Origin of the sequence: Vibrio sp. LB10LO1, from assembly GCF_010092875.1 — a bacterium.
In the GTDB taxonomy this organism is placed as follows: domain Bacteria; phylum Pseudomonadota; class Gammaproteobacteria; order Enterobacterales; family Vibrionaceae; genus Vibrio; species Vibrio campbellii.
Window position 1 is genome coordinate 140,075 of record NZ_JAADJW010000009.1, and the last position, 23,443, is coordinate 163,517.

Here is a 23,443-nt window from a genome sequence, read left to right on the forward strand (position 1 = left end):
CCTTCCCTAGCGGTTGTATTTTCGTTTGTTCAGTATCTCTTTCACTTCGTGCGTTTTTTCTAAATCTATCTCATAAACATTGGCTAAAGCACAAACATAATAGAGTACGTCGTAGAGTTCTTCCGCGATTGTTCCTTTAATTGTGTCCTCTGTCGGCTGACCTGTAGCACCTTTCCTAATCGATTCAGACAACTCACCCACTTCTTCAATCAGTTTGAGAAAGTAATGGTGCTTCTGTTCCGGGTCGTGATCAAACTCTTTTATATGTGCTTGTAGTTGTCGAATGTCCATTTCTAATCCTTTTGTTTGCAGCTCTAGTAAACCCTACCATCAATAGATAACAGAATGATTTAACGTGATAGTGCTTTGCTTAAGACAATGCAGTGATAGTCGCGCCCTAACTCATGCTCAGTATCATCAAACTGCTCTATCTGATTGAAGCCTTGCTTAAACCAAAAGCGAAAAGCGTCGGTATTCTCAACGTACACATTTAGCATGGCTTTATCGAAAGGAGCATATTCAAGAGCAACGTCCAATACACTATCGACGGCTTCCTTTCCTAAGCCTCTACTTTGGTAGTCAGGAATAAGACACAGCATAGGGATCCATAAACACCCTTTGTACGGAAAATTCAGTTCGAGTTGGATATAACCTATCGCCTCCCCCTCCTTTGTAGATATTTTTCTGAGGTAAAAAGCTTCGAGGTCATCGGGATGTTTTGGTAAAGCGCTCTTTGAAATCAGCGCTTGATATTCTGCAATTGGCCAATCACGAAAAGTGTGGTCATAAGCCACTTTTTGATGATTAGAATCGAATAGAGATTTGGCTAACTCAGCCTGTGCTGCATCAAAAGTAGAAAAGATTAAACGCTTTGATTCCCAATAGCTCGGTAACACAGATGCTCCTTATCCATGACGTGACGAGTAGAAGCAAAATAACAAATGCTGCCATTAGAGCAACTGATTTAGTCAGAGTTGGGATATACGCGGGAAACGGGAAACGGGAAACGGGAAACGGGAAACGGGAAACGGGAAACGGGAAATTTTAAAGCAGGAAAAACACGAGGCAATAAAAAAGGAGAGCTAATGCTCTCCTTCTCTTAATCCTAAACTGCTAATTAAAGAGCAGCTTTCGCTTTTTCAACTAGAACAGCAAATGCTGCTTTGTCGAATACTGCGATGTCCGCTAGGATCTTACGGTCGATCTCGATAGATGCTTTCTTAAGACCGTTGATGAAACGGCTGTAAGATAGACCATTTTGACGAGATGCTGCGTTGATACGTGCAATCCATAGTTGACGGAATTGACGTTTCTTAGCGCGACGGTCACGGTAAGCGTATTGACCAGCTTTAGTAACTGCTTGGAAAGCTACGCGGTAAACACGTGAACGTGCACCGTAGTAACCTTTAGCTTGTTTTAGAACTTTCTTATGACGTGCACGAGCTTGTACACCACGTTTTACGCGAGGCATTATGCTTCTCCTAAACTAAACGATTGATAACTATAAAGAATTAAGCGTATGGCAACATACGAACAACTGCTGCAACTTCACAACGTGGAAGAAGTGCATTTGGACGTAGCTGACGCTTGTTCTTAGTAGTACGCTTAGTCAGGATGTGACGTTTTGTAGCGTGCTTGTACTTAATACCACCAGCAGTTTTCTTGAAACGCTTAGCAGCACCTTTGTTGGTTTTCATCTTAGGCATGATGAATAACTCCGCATTGAGTAGGTTTAATAAACAACGTAATTAGGGCGAACAAAACCCAGCCGTTTACCTTTAAAAGGGAAACGGCCAGGTCTTAATTACTTGATGAGCCGTTAATTACTTCTTTTTAGGGGCAAGAACCATGATCATCTGACGACCTTCGATCTTACTTGGGAAAGATTCCACTACAGCAAAGTCTACAGTGTCTTCTTTCAAGCGATGAAGAACGTCAACACCGATGTCTTGGTGTGCCATTTCTCGGCCACGGAAGCGAATTGTTACCTTCACTTTGTTGCCTTCTTCAAGGAAACGCGTCAGGTTGCGTAGTTTTACCTGATAGTCTCCAATATCAGTTCCAGGACGGAATTTTACTTCCTTAATCTGAACCTGCTTTTGCTTTTTCTTCTGCTCTTTAGCAGATTTGCTCTTTTCAAAGAGGAATTTGCCGTAGTCCATAACACGACAGACTGGCGGCTCAGCGTTAGGACTGATTTCCACAAGATCCATGCCTGCTTCTTCAGCAGCTGCGATCGCTTCTTGAATAGATACAACACCAACTGATTCACCGTCAGCGCCAGTTAGTCGAACTTCACGAACGCCACGAATTTCACCGTTCATACGGTGTGGGTTTTGTTTTACCGGCTGTTGGCCGCGTCTTCCGCCTTTAATAGCTTATTCCTCCAGATTGAGCTTACGGCTAGAGATCTCGTCTTGGATGTATGCGATAAAGTCATCCACTTTAAATTTACCGAGATCTTTACCTTTACGAGTACGTACTGCGATTTCGCCAGCTTCCATCTCTTGGTCACCAACAACAAGCATATACGGTACACGCTTCAAAGTGTGTTCGCGGATTTTAAAGCCAATCTTCTCATTTCTCAAGTCCGCTTTAGCTCTAATTCCACTTTTTTGTAGTTTTTGTACTACTTCCTGAACATAATCTGACTGTTTATCAGTAATGTTCATAAGAATTGCCTGTTCTGGTGCCAACCAAGTTGGGAAGAAACCAGCATATTCTTCGATAAGGATACCAATGAAACGCTCTAGTGAACCTAGAATTGCACGGTGAATCATTACCGGTACAAGACGTTCATTGTTTTCACCTACATAAGTTGCACCTAGGCGACCTGGTAGGTTGAAGTCTAGCTGAACAGTACCACACTGCCACGCACGGTCTAGACAGTCGTATAGCGTGAATTCAATCTTAGGACCGTAGAATGCACCCTCACCCTCTTGAATCTCGTATGGAATTTCCATTGATTCTAGAGACTGTTTCAATGCTTCTTCAGATTGATCCCAGATTTCGTCTGAACCTACACGTTTTTCTGGACGAGTAGACAGTTTCACTACGATGTTGTCGAAACCAAATGTTTGGTATGTATCGTACACCATCTTGATACAATTTGTTACTTCTTCTTGAATTTGGCTCTCAGTACAGAAAATGTGAGCGTCATCCTGAGTAAAGCCACGTACACGCATAATGCCGTGTAATGCACCAGATGGTTCGTTACGGTGACATGAGCCGAACTCTGCCATACGTAACGGTAGGTCACGGTACGATTTTAGACCTTGGTTGAAGATCTGTACGTGACCTGGACAATTCATTGGCTTCAGTGCGTATTCACGGTTCTCAGAAGAAGTTGTGAACATCGCATCTGCGTATTTGTCCCAGTGACCAGAACGTTCCCAAAGAACGCGATCCATAATTAGTGGACCTTTTACTTCTTGGTAGCCGTACTCATCTAGCTTAGAGCGTACGAATACTTCAAGGTCACGGAAGATAGACCAACCATTGTGATGCCAGAACACCATACCCGGTGCTTCTTGTTGCATGTGGAATAGGTCTAGTTGCTTACCAAGCTTACGGTGGTCACGCTTCGCCGCTTCTTCTAAGCGAGTTAGGTGCGCCTTTAGTGCTTTCTTATCGTGGAAAGCTGTACCGTAGATACGTTGAAGCATTTTGTTGTCGCTGTTACCACGCCAGTAAGCACCTGCAACATTCAATAGAGTGAAGTGTTGGCAGAAGCCCATGTTAGGAACGTGAGGACCGCGACACATGTCGATGTATTCTTCATGGTGGTAAAGACCTGGACGATCATCACGAGATACGTTTTCGTCTAGGATTTCCACTTTGTATGGTTCGCCACGTGATTCAAACGTATCACGTGCTTCCTGCCAGCTTACTTTTTTCTTAACAACTTCGTACTTGGTTTTCGCTAGCTCTTTCATGCGCTTTTCAATCTTTTCAAGATCGTCTTGCGTTAGAGACTCGTCTAGGTCGATGTCGTAGTAGAAGCCATTGTCGATGGTTGGACCGATCGCCATTTTAGCTTGAGGGTAAAGCTGCTTAAGAGCGTGACCAAGAAGGTGAGCACAAGAGTGGCGAACGATTTCTAGACCGTCTACTTCATCTTTTACTGTGATGATCTCAAGGCTTGCGTCTTCTTCAATTAGATCACACGCATCAACGCGGTTACCGTTTACACGACCAGCGATAGTTGCTTTTGCAAGACCAGGACCGATCGATTGCGCAACTTCCATAGTAGAAACTGGGTTGTCAAATTGACGCTGACTGCCGTCAGGAAGAGTAATAATAGGCATGCTATGTCCTTTACAGTGGTGTTGCACACCAAGCAACACATGTTATTCAAATTAGAAGATATTTCGAGAGTCGATGACGGTCGCTCAGTAACACGAATACCGGACCTTCATCGGAACAAGGATTGTACATAGCTCACATTTAGAATGCAAAGAGCGATTTTAAAATGTCACATAACGTTCTTTTTTAGAAAAGAATAAAAGCGTGGCGACGATAAATAACGAAGGAGTATTGTAGAGGAAAAAACTAAGCCCTGACGCTACATGTATCACTTGAGCATCAGGACTAATCTTAAAGTTCGTTACAGATTCAAGGTTGGCGCAACTGCCGCTGCAACTTGTGAATCAGACGCTCCGATCGGTAGCGAGAACGAACGGTATTGGTCGCCAGACATGCTAAATGAGCGGTCGATCTCCGCTAAGCAATGGATCGTTCCACCGTCCAAGATAAAGGAAAGCTCAATCTCTTTAGTAGAAACAAAACCGTTATTACGAAACTCTAGCTCTTGGTAAATGCCAGAGCGAGAAGAGAAGGTATTGCCACGTAAGAAGCCTTTCTCTACATCTGCTTTCACCATGGTAAAGCCCGCTTGTTCAATCGCTTGAATCACGCGAGAGGCTACTGGTAAAGGCTTCACTTCAATGTAATCTCGGTCGCGAGGGTCAATCGCAAAACCGATATCCAATGTCGTTTCTACCCACACATGGCACTGATTTTTTAGCGCACTAACCGCGGTAATAGGCGTTTCGTCATGCAGCTTAAGCTCGAATGGCACCTGCTTTTCTTCATTCGGCTGAATGACAAACGGTTCAACCGCCTTCAATTGATCAATAGTGAAAGTTTGGTAGCTAACGCTGTCGTCTGCTTCGACTTTCATTTCCGTGTTCAGTTTGATGGTGATAGCATCAATTTGTTGTTCGACATCACCACCTTTGATGTGAACGTGACCACGTAAAGTTGCGCCTTGATATACGCTCATTTCATCTAAAATCGTATCCACTTTTGCTGAGCCGATACCAAGTGACGCTTTTAGTTTCTTAAACATACGATTCCTTTGTGACTGTCTGTTTTCGTTATTTTGACAAGTCTCTGTTTACACAACTGATCAAAATCCTGCAAGTAATAGACGATAAGAATGCGGAGTAATTCCTTTTATCAGCGCACAAAATGACTCTATCTGTTTGCAATTTGTGCATAGATTACGCACTATTTGTATAGTCAATTAAAAGGAAGTCATTATGTCTGCGCCCCTCTATATGCAAATCAAACAGTTTATCCTCGATAAAATTGATTCGGGTGAGTGGATGGTTGGACATCGTATCGCAACTGAAATCGAATTGACGGAACAGTTTGGTGTCAGCCGAATGACCGTCAACAAAGCGATTCGAGACTTAGTCAATGAAGGCAAACTGCAACGCCGCCCTCGCCTAGGTACCTTTGTTTGTGATCCGGCTGAGAAGTCTGAATCCCCCCTATTAGACATACGCAACATTGCCGATGAAATAACGAATCGGGGCCGCGCTCATCACAGTGAAGTGCTACAGCAAATCGCTATCAAAGCCGATGACAGTATTGCGACAAAACTTGGCGTGATGCTAGGTACCACAGTGTTTTACAGCGAGATCATCCACTTTGAAGACGGTAATCCAATCCAGCTTGAGCTGCGTTGGGTCAACAGCCAGTACGCACCTAGTTACCTACGACAAGACTTTACTTGCATGACACCAAACCAGTACCTTTCTGATAACTGTCCTCTCAGTGCAATAGAGCACACTGTTGAGGCGATAGTGCCAGAGGGACGTGTTAAACAAGACTTGAAAATGCAAGCTAACGAGCCTTGTTTACTGCTCAACCGCCGAACGTGGAGTCAAGATAAACTGGTGAGTACTGCGCTACTTTACCATCCGGGCAATAAGTACAAATTAAGCTCTAAGATCCTGCTATAAACTAGACGTTACTTCTTCGTTTTGATCACATTTCAGCAACATTCGCCTTGCCATTGATGCTTTTTTCTCCTATTTATTTGTATATACATTTAAAAGTACAAATCAAAGGGAAGTATCAGAATGGATTTGCTGATTGAAAATGCACGCCTCGTCACTATGCAAGAAGGAGAGCAAGGCTACCTACCCTCTCCCCTTGCTCGCGTCGGCATTCGGTCAGGAAAAATTGTTGCACTCAGTACCGCAGCAAGAGGCGAAGACAGCGCAGAAACCGAATCCATCCTGAATCCAGACCACTACGAACAAACCATTGATCTTCAAAGCAAGCTGTTGCTACCAGGTTTGATTGATTGCCACACTCATCTTGTGTACGCCGGGAATCGTGCCAACGAGTTTGAAATGCGCCTTAACGGTGTGCCTTATGAAGAGATCGCCAAACAAGGCGGCGGTATTCTTTCTACCGTTCGTGCAACCCGCAAAGCAAGCGAAGAGCAACTTATTGAACTCGCTCTACCACGTTTAGATGGATTGCTTGCAAGCGGTGTTACCTCAGTCGAAGTTAAGTCTGGTTACGGACTGACACTGCGAGATGAAATCAAGATGCTGCGCGCAGCGAAAGCCTTAGAACAAGAGCGCAAAGTAAAAATCACCACAACCCTACTCGCCGCTCATGCACTTCCACCAGAATTTAAAGACCGCGCTGACGATTATATCCAGCATATTTGTGACGACATCATTCCCCTCGTGGCAGAGGAAAAGCTCGCCACCAGCGTCGATGTGTTTTGTGAATCGATAGGTTTTAACTTAGCTCAAACCGAGCGTGTCTTTGAGACAGCAAAAAAACACGCTTTGCATGTCAAAGGCCATACTGAACAGCTTTCTGATTTAGGCGGCACTACGCTAACAGCAAAATACAATGGCCTTTCTGCCGATCATATTGAATATCTCGATGAAATTGGTGTGCGGGCGCTTGCCAATTCCCCGACTGTGGCAACCTTGCTCCCTGGTGCGTTTTACTTTTTACGTGAAACCCAATTACCACCTATCGAATTACTTAGAACGCACAAGGTGCCAATGGCGATAGCGACAGATATCAACCCTGGCACGTCACCGTTCGCAGATTTAATCCTGATGATGAACATGGCTTGCACTCTGTTCCGCCTAACCCCTCAAGAAGCACTGCGTGGCATTACTCAAAACGCAGCAAGAGCACTGGGTTATGGGGAGTCTCGTGGCGTGATTGAAATCGGTTATGACGCGGATTTCTCAATTTGGGATATCGAACACCCAGCAGACCTTAGTTACCAAGTCGGCGCAAAACGTTTAGTAGGTCGTATAGTAAATGGTGAATATGTCTCTCACGGAGGACTGTAACATGGCTCAATCAGATCCAAATACCGCTCCATTTCACTGGCAAGGTCGCCACGATACAGAAGATGGAGAACTGGGTAAGCGCGTTCACCACGTGATTAAAAATATTTCTGTTGAAGAGTTACCGAGCAGAAGCGAAGGCGTCTCAATCCTTGGTTTTGCGACCGATGCGGGTGTTGCCAGAAATAAAGGCCGTATTGGTGCGAAAAAGTCACCGGATTTAATCCGTCGTGCCCTAGCCAATCTCGCTTGGCACCAAGATGCACCACTTTACGATCTCGGCACCGTCGTTTGCGAAGACGACCTACTAGAGAGCAGCCAATCGCAATGCGCAGCTAAAGTTGCTCAAGCGCTACCCCATTCGCCTGTCGTAGTACTAGGCGGCGGGCATGAGATCGCATGGGCATCATTTTCCGGGTTGGCCGAGTACTTCAAAACCCATCACCCAGACAAGCAGCCGAAGATTGGCATTATCAACTTCGATGCACATTTCGACCTGCGCGCTTTTGAAAGTTCGCTGGCAGAGGTAAAACCGAGCTCAGGCACGCCATTTAATCAGATTCATCACTTCTGCCAACGTAATGATTGGAAGTTTCATTACGCTTGCATTGGCGTCAGTCGCAGCAGCAATACCAAAGCGCTTTTCCAGAAAGCGGACGAACTCAATGTTTGGTATGTGGAAGATAAACAGCTTTGCTACATGAACCACAGCTACCATTTAACGCAACTACAGCACTTTATCGATGACTGCGACTACCTCTATCTAACGATTGATTTGGACGTGTTCCCTGCGGCGACAGCTCCGGGTGTAAGCGCTCCAGCAGCAAGAGGGGTCAGCTACGACATCATTTCGCCGTTTCTCGACCGAATCCTACATTACAAAAACAAGCTCATGCTGGCCGACATTGCCGAGTATAACCCCACTTATGACGTCGATAGCCAAACCGCTCGATTGGCAGCCCGCCTATGTTGGGACATCGCCAATGCTATGGCAGAGAAAGACCATAAGCCAAAATAACCTAACCCAATAACAATCAACTCGAAAAAGACACAGCTCAAACAGCACTTTACTCGAGTAGAAATAGCCAAGCACAGACTTGGTACACACGTGAAACTAAAGGAGTCTTAAAATGACACAGCGCCAGGGACAAGATCCACGACTTGATACAAGCAGAACAATTCGTGCTCCACACGGTACACAACTGCGCGCCAAATCTTGGCTGACGGAAGCCCCGCTTCGTATGCTGATGAACAACCTTGATCCAGATGTAGCCGAGCACCCTCACTCGCTCGTTGTATACGGTGGTATTGGTCGAGCAGCACGAAATTGGGAATGCTTCGATAAGATTGTTGAAGTGTTAGAAAGACTCGACGATGACCAAACTCTTCTCGTCCAATCAGGCAAACCAGTGGGCGTTTTCCCGACTCATAAAAATGCGCCACGCGTTCTAATTGCGAACTCAAACCTAGTACCACATTGGGCCAACTGGGAGCACTTCAATGAGCTCGATAAAGAAGGCTTGATGATGTACGGACAGATGACGGCTGGTAGCTGGATTTACATCGGCTCACAAGGCATTGTTCAAGGCACTTACGAAACCTTTGTGTCAGTAGCTAAAAAGCACTTTAACGGCGACGCCAAGGGTCGATGGATCCTGACAGGCGGCCTTGGCGGTATGGGCGGCGCTCAACCTCTAGCTGGCACAATGGCAGGTTTCTCAATGATTGCTGTTGAGTGTGACGAGTCACGTATCGATTATCGCCTACGCACAGGCTACGTCGACAAGAAAGCCACATCGCTAGATGAAGCGCTAGCGATGATCAAAGAATCCGACACGCCTATTTCAGTCGGTCTATTAGGTAACGCTGCAGACATCTTCCCTGAGCTTGTGGAACGTAACATCACACCAGATGTAGTAACAGACCAAACCTCCGCACACGACCCTTTGAACGGCTACTTGCCTCAAGGTTGGAGTATGTCTCATGCAGCAGAAATGCGCTTACAAGACGAAGCTGGTGTAGTTAAAGCGGCGAAACAATCAATGGCTGTGCAAGTTCAAGCCATGCTAGAACTGCAAAACCGCGGCGCTGCAACACTGGATTACGGTAACAACATCCGTCAAATGGCGTTAGAAGAAGGCGTCGAAAATGCGTTTGATTTCCCAGGTTTCGTACCGGCTTACATTCGTCCTTTATTCTGTGAAGGTATTGGGCCATTCCGTTGGGCAGCGTTGTCTGGCGATCCAGAGGACATCTACAAAACCGACCAAAAAGTTAAAGAGCTGATCCCTGATAACCCTCACCTACACAATTGGCTAGATATGGCACGTGAACGCATTCAGTTCCAAGGTCTGCCTGCACGTATCTGTTGGGTGGGTCTGAAAGACCGTGAGCGCCTTGGCCAAGCCTTTAATGAAATGGTGAAAAACGGTGAACTGAAAGCGCCGGTTGTTATTGGCCGTGACCACTTAGACTCTGGCTCGGTAGCTAGTCCGAACCGTGAAACCGAAGGCATGATGGATGGATCTGATGCGGTATCGGATTGGCCACTACTTAATGCCCTATTGAATACCGCAGGTGGTGCAACTTGGGTATCACTTCACCATGGTGGCGGCGTTGGCATTGGCTTCTCTCAACACTCAGGTATGGTGATTTGCTGTGACGGCAGTGATGATGCGTCTGAGCGTATTGCTCGCGTACTTCACAATGACCCAGCGACGGGAGTTATGCGTCATGCTGATGCGGGATATGACATCGCAAAACAATGTGCAGCCGAGCAAAAACTGGATTTGCCAATGCTCAATGAAGAACTGAAAAAGCTGAAGTAAGGATGAAAGACATGCTCAATTTAACGCTAAAGCCGGGCCATATTAGCTTAAACGAACTGCGTCAGGTGAGCCGCTCACCTGTCAACCTTACTCTCGACCCAGAAGCCATTCCGGCCATTGAGGAAAGTACTCAAGTTGTCGACCGAGTGATTGCAGAAGATCGCACTGTTTATGGCATCAATACGGGTTTCGGTCTACTCGCAAACACACGCATTGCGCCGGAAGATCTTGAAACGCTGCAACGCAGTATTGTGCTTTCACACGCTGCTGGCATCGGTAAATTCATGTCCGACGAGACCGTTCGTTTGATGATGGTGCTGAAAATAAACAGTCTTGCGCGTGGCTTCTCTGGCTTGCGCTTGAAAGTCATCAACATGCTGATTGACCTTGTGAATGCGCAGGTGTATCCATGCGTACCACAAAAAGGCTCAGTAGGCGCATCGGGAGACTTAGCGCCGCTGGCTCACATGAGTACGGTACTTCTTGGGGAAGGCCAAGCGCGTCACAATGGCAAAGTCATTTCTGGCTTAGAAGCTCTGCAAATTGCTGGTCTAGAACCAATCACACTGGCACCTAAAGAAGGCCTTGCACTGCTTAACGGTACTCAAGCGTCAACGGCGTTTGCACTCGAAGGTTTGTTCATTGCCGAAGATTTGTTCTCATCTGCGACCGTTTGTGGCGCGATGTCGGTAGAAGCAGCGCTGGGCAGCCGTCGTCCGTTCGACCCACGTATCCACCGTGTTCGTGGTCATCGCAGCCAAATGGATGCGGCGTTAGCGTATCGACATATGTTAGAAGCAACCAGTGAGATTGGTGAATCCCATACCAACTGTGAAAAGGTTCAAGACCCTTATTCACTACGCTGTCAGCCTCAAGTTATGGGTGCTTGTTTACAACAAATTCGCAATGCGGCAGACACTCTGCAGGTAGAGGCTAACTCGGTGTCCGATAACCCGCTTGTGTTTGCGGAAGACGACGACATCATCTCTGGCGGTAACTTCCACGCTGAGCCCGTTGCTATGGCGGCGGATAATCTTGCACTTGCGATTGCAGAGATTGGTAGCTTGTCAGAGCGTCGCATGGCACTCCTTATTGATAGTGCTCTGTCTAAACTTCCTCCATTCTTGGTCGACAATGGCGGCGTCAACTCGGGCTTTATGATTGCGCAGGTAACGTCAGCAGCACTAGCTAGTGAAAACAAAACGCTCGCTCACCCTGCTTCTGTCGATAGCTTGCCAACATCCGCAAACCAAGAAGACCACGTATCAATGGCGACCTTCGCTGCTCGTCGACTGAAAGAGATGGGAGAAAATACGCGTGGTATCTTGGCGGTTGAGTACTTGTCAGCCGCGCAAGGCTTGGATTTCCGCGCGCCAAACAAATCTTCTGAACGTATCGAGATTGCAAAACAAATGCTGCGTGAAAAAGTGTCGTTTTACGACAAAGACCGTTACTTCGCACCAGATATTGAGCAAGCCAACGCACTACTCAAGCTTGCTCTTCACAACGCATTAATGCCAGAGAGCTTGCTCCCTAGCGTGCATTAATAAACTTCTGGTAAAGAAAAGCCGATTGAGCTGCACACTCAATCGGCTTTAATTTTTTAGCTTCCCAGTTAATCCCTTATGACACGGTCACAAGCGGATTACTGGATACTGCAAATGTTGAAACGGCTACGACTGCCAGAACCGAGCATTTTCACATTCTGTTTTTCTCGCAGATTCAACCAAGCAGTGCTCTCTTCTGAGCTCAAATTTGAAGGCTGGTAATCTAGGTTTGAATGTCGTGACACCAGCACTTGTCTATTGAAATCGTCTGATAAGCTATCCACAATGTTTGTTGTCATTTGGCCATCAGAATACGCCATCACCAGCACGGTATCTTGACCTTCAAGTTCTTGTGAAAGCAATGATTGATTATCCGCACTAAACTGGACATCTTTGTATCCATTTGACCTTTCGGACTGCCCAGAAATTGCGCGGTACAATCGGCTGCGTTTTCTCTTCTTCAAACTCGATAGGGGCGTTTCATTTTCAGAGCTATAAGCATTGACCACTTTGATATTATTTTTAGCCGCATAGTTTAAGATCGCGCTTTGGTTACCTAGGCCACGCCTCGTTAAGGCTGGAGAGTTTTGCAGACTTTGCGACAAACGTTGCTCCGTCGCATCGACAAGCACAATCGCCGTATCTTTGCCTTCACTCAAAGACTGTTTCAGCGCTCGACGCACTTCGGTATGAGCTTGCTTTCCTTCCAACGTATCCCACTTAAGTGACAGAGATCCAGCAGCAGCGGGCCTTACCTCAACCGTGTAAGGATGATATTGGTAGTGCCCCGCAGGCCAGTAAGTATTTCTCTTGTATGCGCCAAGGTCATCAGCCAAATGAAACTCGCTCACTACCTTTTCATTTTTCAGATAAGCTTTCGGTTTATTCTGCCCGCTAGATTTCCAACGGAAGTACATCTCTTCGCGCCTCATAATAACGTCATTACGAATTTCATTTATCACAGTCTCTGCATCTCTGCCATTTTCTGCATTGTTGTAATGGGAAATTCCCGTCGTTTGATACTCAGCATTTTCGATCGAATACTCCGTGACTTGTCCAGTTTCAGGGTGACGATGTTGAAGTATCACACTTCCCCGAGGCATCGCGCCTGAAGCGTAATCGCGAGCATGAATTAGCTCATGCCCCAGAGCGACCGCTTGATCAAAAGGCTTATCCGTTCCCGGAATATTGACCACTTCTTTGGTAGAGAAGAACACCGTGTTTGACACACCTTTCCCATTAAACTGTCGTAGGTAAATCAGCTCTGATTTTTGTCTGTCAGCGAAGGTGGAAGGCACTGTCTCGAACAAGCGACCAGCACCCTCCGGTTCTCGAATTACGGTAACCACATTCACCTTGGTCGTATCAACACCTTGAAGATGCTCGATAAGAGGCTCTACCGCATCGTCGGGAGCATTGACTGGCGTATAAGCTGCGATTTGACGCAACACTTCTCGACCGGTCGGTGACATTTTCAGCCTTTGAATAAGGAGTTTAATATCCGCAAGATAAGCGTCATCTTTTGTTTGAACATACAAGTTAGTCGATACTCGATAAAGATTCCCGTACTGCGAAGAGTTGTAGCCGTAAATTACCTTCACACCATCAGGGGCAGCATAAAACTCACCCATTTCTGCGCCGCCACCAGCAAGAGCACTTCCAACCAATGTTGAGAATGTAAAAACAATAGAAACCATTTTTGCTAATATTTTCATCCCACTAGCCCTCAATCTTAATCTGTAGTTCGATCAGTTCTTCTAACTCTTGAATAAGAACTTCATGAATTTGGGGAAGCATCGTCATATCGTTATTCCGAATCACATCACCCAGTAGTGTGATCGCCAAATCCAACTCACCTTGAGATAATTGGCTACCGACATCAGATAACATCTGCCACAAAGCATGCTGCTCTGACGCCATTACCTGCTGAGAAAGAGCATACAAATGTGCTTCATTTAGGTATTGTCTATTCACTACGGATAATGAGCTGTTAAACAGCTGAGGAGCATTACCAGCTGTCGTCAGCACATGCGTTTCAGATTGTTGGTGTTGGGCAATTTGTGCGTACAAAGCCAAATCTCCAAGTAAATAATGCAACTCATTGGCCGTGTTAGCTTCACTTACTTTTTGCATGATGTCTGTCACCGCAGAGTTTAAACTTCTCAACACTGCATTCTCGTCTGGACCCACCACGACTTTGTCAAAAGTCTTCGCCATAATCGGAGAATAAAATTGAAGGTTTTTCGCTGAATAGACACTTGGATAAGGAATCGAGTAATAAATATCGCGAATGTAAGCCATGGTGATCGTTTCTTCGAAAACAGGCTTGATCAACGCTCTGAACGCTTCATATTGTGTGATTATACTTAGAGCACCTCCCGATGGCCTTTCAGTCAAAAGCAATTCGTACCAACGGCTCAGCTGATACCAGTCTTTTCTCTGTTCAGGGTCGTTGGCATCCAGTCCCTGACTATTTAGATACTCAGTTAAGGTCGTCTGATAAGACAGTACTTGGATGGTGGATAACTGTGTTACTAAGGTTTCAAACATTCGATTCGAGAGTTGACCAAATACATATGCATAAGCTGCCTCACCCAGTTTGGTGCGCAATAGCCCTGACTCCCAGCCATCGTTCACCTTCGTTTCCACATAGGATTCCACATCGAAGTCCAGCGATTTTCTAATCACATCCACGAGCTCTTGATCTTTCGATATATGATAGGTGTCATAGAGCGGCCCAGTGTCTTTACATGCATCGAGCGATGCTTGAATACCGCCGGGATAAACGGAAGGTATTCCCCAACACTCTCTAGCAGGACTCACTTCAAATGTCGCGGTGTTTATTTGCTCTTCTGACAAATAATCCACATTCCAATTTTCTTTCGCATATTCACGCAACCCACTCTTTCGCGCCCTCTCTTCCAATAAATGTCGATTAAGTCTCGTGTATTGGTAGACTTGAGGAATATGGTGCTTTGCACGAGCAATGACATCATTACGCAGTGTTTCTTTATGCTCCTCCAAGTTATCCATCGCGGTCTGTACAAGCGAGCGCTTGGCTTCGTGTAGTTTTAAACGAAGTTGATTTAATTCTGACGATGACAACTGCTGTGCAATCAACTGAATTCGCGCCTGTCCCTGTGATTTGACACAGTTCATCAAATGAGTCGGATTGTCCCCCACTTCAGAACACAGAGGTTGATTGAGATTTGATTGTTCTGAGATATGACCATAAACCTTGATGTATTCCAGATCCATCCTCGTCATTTGCCTCACAAGCTGACGATCATAACCCGCTGCAATACGACGATATTCCGTATCCGCGGCAAGCAATAGTTGATCGATGTACATTTCAATCGAAGCTTTAACATGGTCGTCGTATTGATTTATCAGCTTAATTGCATCTTCTTTTTTATGATGGAATCGATTGAAATCAGGGTGATGATCATTAAAAACATAGTGAGTTTGAGATTCAAACTCCTCAATCTTCTCTTTTGCTGCAAAGTATTTAATATCATTGGATAGCATGTTTAGCTCATCACCAACCAATGGAACAATCGAGAAAACAGAGGCGGTTTTATCTAAACGCGTCGACGACTCTTTGGAAAAGGTAGACGCCATGTTCTCTGCCCACACACCGACAGCAAAAGCATCACCAACCGGGCCAAGAACTTCGAGTGTTGAACTTCCTGCTTGACCTAGGCGATTCAATATCGCAGGAGCACTTAACGCACTTTCAGACGCTACTGGTACGCTGTTTAACGCCTCTTCTGTTGAAGGCCATGCCTCAGAAAATAACTGTTGCTGTGAAGAGTGTTCCAACTCACCGAATGTAGAGCCAAACTGAGGTTCTGAGAAAAACTGTTGGTGGAGCTGCCCTTCTAAGCGCTGGCTATCGAAGCTATTTAAGCTTTGCGTATCAGACACACCATCAATAAAACACAATGAATAGGTAGCTGGACTGAATGCAGCCAAAGCAACGAAACTGGGTATTAATTTTGAATTCATGAGTTATATGTTCTTTATATTGTTAAAAGAGTAAAATTGACAGTTTATAAAGATGACTTTAAAAAGCGCACACTTCAGCGGCTGTGATTTCTTCGCCGCTATGCATATCTTTTATTTTCTTATTACCTACTGAATTAGGATCAATTTCTCGGTAAACAACGTGAGTACCCATATAACTCGTTTTAATAGCTGTCACTTCAAAGTAAGAGTTTCTATTAATAAGAACCTCCAACTCACCATCAATGACACTTGGTATGACAATACCGCTTTTACCCTGTTGAAGTTCAAACCTGGCAAGCTGACCAGAATGAAAGTTATAGGCAGCATCTTTTGATATAGACGTTGAAACATAAGCGCTAGGACTTACAATATCCCCAACTTGTATATCTGACATATAAGCCCCCAGTTCACGTTCACCTCTAAAGGTAACACCTTGATATTTAGCGCCGGTCTCAAAAGCTGAATCTATATGATCAATGATATTCAGGGTTTCATCATCAAAAACGCCTGAGATAAAACTTTCTCGAGTCGATGCAAAAGCATAGTCTTGATACTCGGCCAGTGCTGCGGCTTGTTCTTCTGAAAGAAGACCTTTCTGAACATCAGCTTGTTCGTATAATTCTTCTCTTAGTCTGTTAAATTCTCCATAATCATCAATGCCAGGCTCAGACATAATTTCCATGATCTCTTCTATGTCTGAACTACTGTAATATTTATCATTGTACTTCAAGCCTGCTATTGAGTGAGAGCACAAAAAAGCTTGAATTAATAAGCTAAATAATAATTTTCTAGATTTCATTTTTATTTACCAATAGACGTAAAAATCGCCTCCCAAAATATAACTGGGAGCGCGTCGACCACTTGTTTTCTAAATAATACCTCTCATGAAGGTTTCATGAGAGGTAATGGCTATCAAAGACAATACAATGCTGAACGGGTTCGAAGTGACACTTCATCTCCACTAAAGCTATCGTAAATATGTATATCTGGTTCAGCCTTTAGATATTTAGAAGGATTTTTTATCTCCCTCAATTTTATGTAGTTCTTTTTCGCTGAAATTCTCTCAATCGCTTCAACACGAAAATAAGTGTTAGGCTTCGCTAAGATTTCGGCTTCGTATGCTTTGAATGTATAAGCATTGATTGCTCGCCCTGATGACTTCAAATCAATTTTGAATTGAGCAGCAGAAACGTTCTGATAAGCTCCCGCAGCAGAGAAGTTTCTCGCTACGCTTGGAATGGTTGATGTCGATAAGAACGCCTTTTCATGCAAGATATCACCAATATTCAGCTTTTCTAAAAGACTGTTCTTAATTGATGAGCCTCGATAGACCGTCCCTTTAAAGTTGGGCAATTTATTCATTACGCTACGCATATGAGAAACCCGTACTTTTAGAGCTTCCGCATACCCTGGCATCAAAAATTCTTTTGGTTCACCCGCTCGCATGTACTCGTTAACAACATCATGATCAACGCGACCATAACGTTTAATTGCTGAATACTCCTCTGGGATCATCTTTCTTTCTGCTTTTGCGTGATGAACGATTGACCAATCCATCAGGTCATCAGCCATCTGCTCTTGCTGCATAGGCGACAGGTCTCGCCCTTTAAACTCGGCAAAGTCTTCTGCCAAAGCAGCGCTCTGAGCAACAATCGTTAAAAGTGCAGCCAATAGTCTCTTGTACATATTTCGCTCCCTGCTTAACCGCAAACTAGAGAACGCCAGTAAGATTGGCTTATCTCTTCACCCGAATATAGGTTGTATGTCACACCCTCTACCGCTTCGTGTGATGAAACCGTCTCTAGCGCCACCATTGCAGAACCTCGATTTAACTCGATGCTCGTTACTTTGTAGTAGGTGTTAGGTGGTAACAATACCTCTGCCTCTCCTCCAAATTCGGACAAACCGCCAAGCGCGCGACCATTACTCTTCACTTGAACTTCATACAACACGCGCTGTAGAGGTTGCGGAGAGTTCGGCCTTACAACAGCGAAACGCTTCGCAACTTCAGGAATGGTACTGCTTGATGTAAACGCAGGCTCAACCACCACATCTCCCACTTGGAGTTTGTTCAAAAGAGACTGTTTTGCCCATGCGCCGCGGTAAGTCACCCCCTTGTAACGAGGCAGCTTTTTCATGGCACCACGAACCTGCTTAATAAACTTCCTTGCACTTTTTCCCGCACTCCCCCAAGTGGAGGTATCCGCAGCTCTCAAGTAGTCATTCGCAAGCTGATAGCCAGAAACGGAAAAATCTTCCAAGGCCTCTGCTTCATTAGCCGTCATCAATTTGTAGCGCCAACCACTGGAAGCTTTCGCCCAATCAGAAAATTGCGACGCTAATTCATCGACTTGTACTTGGCTACGTAAAGGGGCTTTCAATGCCTCAAAAGGCGCAGTCTGGGCGACGAAGCTAACACAGAGAAAACAGAGTGAAATAATTCTCAACATAGTCTGTTCCTCCCTTTACCAATATCTAGGATTATTTGGGCTTAAATCACAGGAGATATTTAGCTCATTCTGCTTGATGACTCCGAATCGAATCGCACTAAACAGCTCTAGCTGTTGGCGAGTCACACTATCAAACCAATCAGAAAATGGGGTTAACCAATACATTGACTCATCACCGGAGATCTTAAACAAGGCGTCTCTCAGTTGCGGGTACAAAATCATGCAAGTTCTGCCCGGTAGGTTGGTGAAGTTGTCATTAACTTGAACTAGCAGGTCGAGCTTTCTACCCAATTCAGAATTAGCGTTAAACAAGTCATCGATAGATGCATGTAGACGCGCGTCATAACTCATGTCTTCGCCATTATTCGCTGGGTAGTAATATGCAGATTCGCTATCGTCGATATTGTAATAAACGTCCAACGTCATGTAGCGCAGTAGATGAGCAGGTAATGGCTCAGATAGGAGTGCGGTCGTCCCCATTTCTCCTGATGCGTAGTGGCCTGTCGAAATATTCTGCGCATGGATAATACCAATGTATCTCTGGAAGTCGCCAAGCTGTCCAGCAAGCCATTCCTCACCATTGCTGTCAGCCACGCTCATCGCTTCTAAAATGCGATTTTTTACCACGCTTTTCGCTAACGGTAATGCTGCCGCAAGATTGCTGGTATTCAAGTTGGACGCCTTTAGTGCTGACGCAATTAAAGGTGCATGTTTATCGAGATCAAAGCTTCCCGGGTATAGGTAACTATAAAAGCCGTTAACATGTGTTGCTTGCCATTCACTCTCTAGTGCCGAGCTAATAAAACCTTCCAGTTTTGCCAAGCGCTTTGAATGCACGTAATAACCTGAGTCTTTGTTCCTTTCATGCCAATCAGCAATGTAGTGCAATGACGATTCACGAGATAGGTTTTCTTTTGCTAGGTAGCTAGGAGACCAAGCGGCACAAGCATTACCACCGCCACACTCGGCTTCTAGTGCCGCACTGGAATCAAACATCCAACGCATCACTCGTGCTTTGTCAGCTTCTGCAGTTCTGATGATGCGTTGCTTGTCGGAAAAGCTTAGGATCTGCTGCTCAAGCCAAGCCTCTTCATGTTGAGAGCTCCAACCTTCGTTGATCAGTTCATCCATAGATTGTGTAAAGACACGCTTGATCGCATCGCGATTTGGCATCACCATCTGCGAAATTACTTCATCTTTTGCAGAGTCATAATGCTCTTTCTCTGCAGGAATCCACGTGTACTCAGTACACCCTCTGAAGTTCGGGTCCCCCCCAAGTATCCCAATTCGAGTACACTTCTCGTACCCTTCTTGAATAACAAAGTACTTTTGAAGACGTTCAGTAGCCGTGGCTGGACGCCCGAAAATACTGCGAGACATTTCATCTATCGCTAAATAATCCGCTTGGTCTTTAAAATAGCGATGGGCTTTCGCAACCGCTTCTGAATCAAACAAACGATCGATGGCATTCATGCCTTCTGCATACATTTCTTCGATTAACTTGGCTCTAAGCACATCAAGCTGGGCGTTTGCGGTCTCGACGATTTTGATCTTCGAATTGAGAACTTGTCGGTAAAGTTGATGCAGTGATTGACGATCTAAGCCTTCCACTTCTCCATTTCTAAGTTCATCGAGCACCGCCACTGCCAAGTCCAGATGGTCTTGTTGGCAATGCTGCAAACGCGCTAGTGCTCGATTAGCTTCTCGCTTCGATGGCACATACATTGGGCGGTTGTTGTTTTCTTCCTGCTCTGGGTACAAAGCCAGCAACGCATCAATCTCTGTGCGGCAAGTTGAAGCAAGATCAGAGGCAAACAGTTTGGCATTAGCGCCTTCTAACGCGAGCTTATTAAAAATGGCTTTCTGAACTTCAGTCTCGACAGAGTTAATCAACGTCTCTGCTAACACGGCTTGCGCTTTTAACGCTTCTTGATAATGTTGCTGATATTTAAGCGCTACATCAGAGGCATACCCCTTCGCCAGCGCTTCAAGCATGCGCTGTTGACCGGATGCAAGATCCGCCCAATGCTGCTTATCTTTTTTGTCTTGTTGAGTGACGATGTCGTCATGAACGGTAAAGCTATAATGATCGCCCGCGGCAACTCGATTCCAACGAGCCGTTAGGATCTTACGATCAATTTCTCGCTCAGGTAGCCTGAGAACACCAAACCAGTCAATCAGGCTCATCACCGTAGCAAAACGGTCGTATGACGTTTTTGTCTCATCTTCAAAGGCTTGAGCCACATCATTTGCCCACAATCCCACGGCAATGGTATCGCCTACTGGCCCTAACGCTTCAAGCGCGCCCTTGGCAAAGCCTGCCGTCGAGTGTCCGATTGTCGCAAGCAGGCTCGCCGCTTCTTCGGACTCTAGAACGGCAACATTGGCAGGACCGACCTCAAGTAGAGATGCAGTTTCTGGGAAAACTTCGTCTGCCTCAGCAAGCGAAGGTCGAGCATCTGCGTGGTGTTCGGGCGCAGACAAAAATAAATCTTCTGGCGTTAGGTCTTCACTGAAGTTTCGGTAATTTGACTTACGTATATCGTGGAAGCTCTCACGATCTAATACGTTGTATTCGTCACCAATATTACAAACTTCAAAGGCACTAACACAGGGGGAAGCAATGGCACACGCCAATACCAATTTTCGTAACTTCATATAATTATCCTTGGTTTGAGAAGTTATTCGCTTCTTGCAGGAAGCAGCAAGCCTCCGATTACTTATTCGCAACCGGAAATTGAACGTTTTTAATTAAGATGCTCTCGTGGGCAAACGCTGAGAGCAGAGAGACTTAGGGTTAAGTCTTTGGATGATGCCGAGGGATCATTGCTTTCATAGACAGCCAAACTTTTGTTGTTGTGTTTTATTACCTCCTGCGTACAAGACAGTCTGTTAGAAAGAGGCTATCAAGGTTGCAAGGGCGCTATTTTTTATTGTTTTTATAAAATTTCGCAAAACATTAAACCAGCAGCCCAGTTGCGGCAATGCACCTTATCTCAACTTGTTGTAAGTGATTCGCCACTTAAGATAATGATAATTAGGACATTAAATGACATAAGGACCATGATTGGGAATGTTCCCAATAAAGATAATAATAACAATATAGATTACTGTTTCATTTCAATTATCTTCATTTCGGTCGATACCAGAGATAATTAAAAATAAAAGAATCAATAATACGCTTTTGAGTAAAGCGGTCGAAGGTTGAGCAAATCGCCGAGTCAAACGAGAAGCAAACCATTCAACAAATTCATCATTAAGACCTTGTTTTATAACATCTTAATAATTCGATTACTCATTAATTAGCAAGGTAAATGGTCGATATCTCACAATACAAAAAGAAATTAGCCATTGCACCGACTATACATAGCCTTAATCGATACACTTGAACTATGGTTTACCTTTCAGACCGACCATTTCCCTAGGTATTTACAAACCAACAATAAACGGGTGATCTGCGGCTTTATTCGCCACCTTTATCGTTTCATTGTTAAGATGCAGTGAACTTTTCACTGGATGGACCATTGATAGGGAGATCTTCGCCTATAATCCCTGACAGTTTTGGTTACTACGTAAAAATTATGTTTCTAACACCTTATTTTTCAGACACTAATCACCAATTTCAGTTTACTCGTGAGCAAGCAAGTCACTTTGCAAAGCGCGTAGCTGGTGATTACAACCCTATTCATGATGAAGACAACAAACGCTTTTGTGTGCCAGGCGATCTGCTTTTTGCCGTCTTGCTAAGCAAAGAAGGCGTGAGCCACAAAATGCGCTTCGATTTCTCCGGAATGGTGAACGATGGTGTGGCACTTCACATTGAAAATAAGTGTGAAAAAGAAAGTGCTGTTGTAGGCGAAGCAGGCAAAGAATACCTGCACATGTCTCGCGAGGGTGAAACCAACCACGATCCAGCCTTCATTGAACATGTAGTCACAAACTACGCTCAGTTCTCTGGCATGAACTTCCCGCACATCATGGTTCCTCTAATGGAAGAGAAGCAAATGATGATCAACTGCCAACGTCCATTGGTGATTTACGAAAGCATGGAAGTGGAATTCAACCGTCTAGACCTGACTCACCCTGAAGTCGACTTCACAGGTGCAACATTCGATGTTGAAGGTAAGCGTGGTGTGGTAACGCTAAACTTTGCCTTTAAAGAAGATGGTGAAGTAGTAGGTAAAGGCATCAAACGTATGGTGGCGAGTGGCCTTAAACCTTACGACCAAGAAGCGGTAGACGATTTAGTCCAACGCTTTAACGAACGCAAGGACGCCTTCCTAGCAAAGTTCGCTAAGGCAGCCTAGTCTTCAGGAAGCAAACTTCAACAGAGTAAGCTTCGCTAGATAAGGCCCTGCCGACCAATTTCAAAAATTCATAAGAAAGCCCAGTGACTTCACTGGGCTTTCTTTTTATCTGCGTTTTTTATCTATGGCTCTCTTTTTGTAAGCGATTGGCTTTACGGTCATCAAATCCAGCGACGTACTTGGTTCTTATAATCCAAATAATCTTCACCAAACAGACGTTCTAATGCCCGCTCCTCTGGCTTAATTTGAAAGCGATTCATGTAAGCAACAAACAATACTCCACATAAGATAACACTGAGGTGCTGCCACCATAGTCCAATTGCAATGATGACAAGCAATAGCGCGACGTACATTGGGTTACGTGTGTAAGCGAACACGCCAGTATCCACCACCTGCGAAGCAGTTTCAGGCTTCACTGGGTTCACGGTTGTTTTGGCTTTACGAAATTCGTAAACACCAGCGATTCCGATAAAGCCAGCAATTACAATCAGCCCAGCAGTAACAAACTCAACGAACGGCACGGTAATTTTCATCTCTGGCATGGCGTCTTTTAGCCAGTACATCAGGAGTACCATCAACAGAAACAAAGCGACAGGTGGGACTTTCAGCTCAAGCTTTTTCAATCTTCATATCCTTATGAGAATAAAACGTTGTCATCGTCAATAACGGTTCTTAAATAATAAA

20 protein-coding genes are annotated in these 23,443 nt (G+C 45.0%); 6 read left to right on the top strand and 14 right to left on the bottom strand.

From position 1 onward, the window contains the following. Positions 1-6: 6 nt before the first annotated feature. From GXP65_RS08945 to GXP65_RS08975, 7 genes are all read right to left on the bottom strand, one after another. Positions 7-291 carry a MazG nucleotide pyrophosphohydrolase domain-containing protein gene (locus tag GXP65_RS08945; protein ID WP_045368798.1) on the bottom strand — a complete coding sequence of 95 codons (285 nt, stop codon included), beginning with the start codon at positions 289-291 and terminating at the stop codon, positions 7-9. 59 nt (positions 292-350) lie between these two features. Beyond that, the gene (locus GXP65_RS08950; protein ID WP_005428065.1) at positions 351-896 is read right to left on the bottom strand and encodes a GNAT family N-acetyltransferase; all 546 of its coding nucleotides are present in this window, start codon (positions 894-896) and stop codon (positions 351-353) included. A gap of 221 nt (positions 897-1,117) precedes the next feature. Continuing rightward, positions 1,118-1,471, bottom strand: coding sequence for a 50S ribosomal protein L20 (gene rplT / locus GXP65_RS08955; RefSeq protein WP_004727974.1), 354 nt, complete (start codon positions 1,469-1,471; stop codon positions 1,118-1,120). Between the two features lie 40 nt (positions 1,472-1,511). Further along, on the bottom strand, positions 1,512-1,706 hold the full coding sequence (gene rpmI, locus GXP65_RS08960; protein WP_005428085.1) for a 50S ribosomal protein L35: 195 nt from the start codon (positions 1,704-1,706) through the stop codon (positions 1,512-1,514). Between the two features lie 117 nt (positions 1,707-1,823). Then, complete coding sequence (gene infC, locus GXP65_RS08965) at positions 1,824-2,375, bottom strand: translation initiation factor IF-3 (protein WP_074050532.1); 552 nt, start codon at positions 2,373-2,375, stop codon at positions 1,824-1,826. Positions 2,376-2,378: 3 nt separating this feature from the next. Further along, positions 2,379-4,307 (bottom strand): threonine--tRNA ligase, encoded by a 1,929-nt coding sequence (thrS, locus tag GXP65_RS08970; protein ID WP_005428072.1) that lies wholly within the window; start codon positions 4,305-4,307, stop codon positions 2,379-2,381. A gap of 299 nt (positions 4,308-4,606) precedes the next feature. After that, on the bottom strand, positions 4,607-5,350 hold the full coding sequence (locus GXP65_RS08975) for a sporulation protein (protein ID WP_038885000.1): 744 nt from the start codon (positions 5,348-5,350) through the stop codon (positions 4,607-4,609). 193 nt (positions 5,351-5,543) lie between these two features. On the opposite strand from GXP65_RS08975, the gene hutC reads away from it, so the two are divergent. From hutC to hutH, 5 genes are all read left to right on the top strand, one after another. Next, positions 5,544-6,251 (top strand): histidine utilization repressor, encoded by a 708-nt coding sequence (gene hutC / locus GXP65_RS08980; RefSeq protein ID WP_005428069.1) that lies wholly within the window; start codon positions 5,544-5,546, stop codon positions 6,249-6,251. Between the two features lie 120 nt (positions 6,252-6,371). Continuing rightward, entirely contained in the window at positions 6,372-7,622 is a 1,251-nt protein-coding gene (gene hutI / locus GXP65_RS08985) for an imidazolonepropionase (protein ID WP_162092613.1), read from the top strand. 1 nt (position 7,623) lies between these two features. Then, a complete protein-coding gene (gene hutG, locus GXP65_RS08990) occupies positions 7,624-8,637 on the top strand; it encodes a formimidoylglutamase (RefSeq protein WP_162092614.1) in 1,014 nt (337 codons plus the stop codon). A gap of 112 nt (positions 8,638-8,749) precedes the next feature. Next, positions 8,750-10,447: a urocanate hydratase gene (gene hutU / locus GXP65_RS08995; protein WP_162092615.1), complete on the top strand. Its 1,698-nt coding sequence runs from the start codon at positions 8,750-8,752 to the stop codon at positions 10,445-10,447. 11 nt (positions 10,448-10,458) lie between these two features. Further along, a complete protein-coding gene (gene hutH, locus GXP65_RS09000) occupies positions 10,459-11,994 on the top strand; it encodes a histidine ammonia-lyase (RefSeq protein WP_010448635.1) in 1,536 nt (511 codons plus the stop codon). A 98-nt stretch (positions 11,995-12,092) separates the two neighbouring features. Here the strand turns inward: hutH and GXP65_RS09005 are convergent, their stop codons facing one another. From GXP65_RS09005 to GXP65_RS09030, 6 genes are all read right to left on the bottom strand, one after another. Beyond that, complete coding sequence (locus GXP65_RS09005; RefSeq protein ID WP_162092616.1) at positions 12,093-13,709, bottom strand: M91 family zinc metallopeptidase; 1,617 nt, start codon at positions 13,707-13,709, stop codon at positions 12,093-12,095. 4 nt (positions 13,710-13,713) lie between these two features. After that, entirely contained in the window at positions 13,714-16,002 is a 2,289-nt protein-coding gene (locus tag GXP65_RS09010; protein ID WP_162092617.1) for a hypothetical protein, read from the bottom strand. Positions 16,003-16,060: 58 nt separating this feature from the next. After that, on the bottom strand, positions 16,061-16,801 hold the full coding sequence (locus GXP65_RS09015; RefSeq protein ID WP_162092618.1) for an ADP-ribosyltransferase: 741 nt from the start codon (positions 16,799-16,801) through the stop codon (positions 16,061-16,063). Positions 16,802-16,914: 113 nt separating this feature from the next. Further along, complete coding sequence (locus GXP65_RS09020) at positions 16,915-17,688, bottom strand: ADP-ribosyltransferase (RefSeq protein ID WP_162092619.1); 774 nt, start codon at positions 17,686-17,688, stop codon at positions 16,915-16,917. A 14-nt stretch (positions 17,689-17,702) separates the two neighbouring features. Continuing rightward, a complete protein-coding gene (locus GXP65_RS09025; protein WP_162092620.1) occupies positions 17,703-18,452 on the bottom strand; it encodes an ADP-ribosyltransferase in 750 nt (249 codons plus the stop codon). 15 nt (positions 18,453-18,467) lie between these two features. Then, a complete protein-coding gene (locus tag GXP65_RS09030; protein ID WP_162092621.1) occupies positions 18,468-21,110 on the bottom strand; it encodes a hypothetical protein in 2,643 nt (880 codons plus the stop codon). A gap of 923 nt (positions 21,111-22,033) precedes the next feature. Between GXP65_RS09030 and GXP65_RS09035 the strand changes: the two genes are divergently transcribed. Continuing rightward, positions 22,034-22,759 carry a DUF3581 domain-containing protein gene (locus GXP65_RS09035; protein WP_162092622.1) on the top strand — a complete coding sequence of 242 codons (726 nt, stop codon included), beginning with the start codon at positions 22,034-22,036 and terminating at the stop codon, positions 22,757-22,759. 161 nt (positions 22,760-22,920) lie between these two features. Here the strand turns inward: GXP65_RS09035 and GXP65_RS09040 are convergent, their stop codons facing one another. Then, positions 22,921-23,382 (bottom strand): isoprenylcysteine carboxylmethyltransferase family protein, encoded by a 462-nt coding sequence (locus GXP65_RS09040; protein ID WP_045368725.1) that lies wholly within the window; start codon positions 23,380-23,382, stop codon positions 22,921-22,923. Positions 23,383-23,443 lie beyond the last annotated feature (61 nt).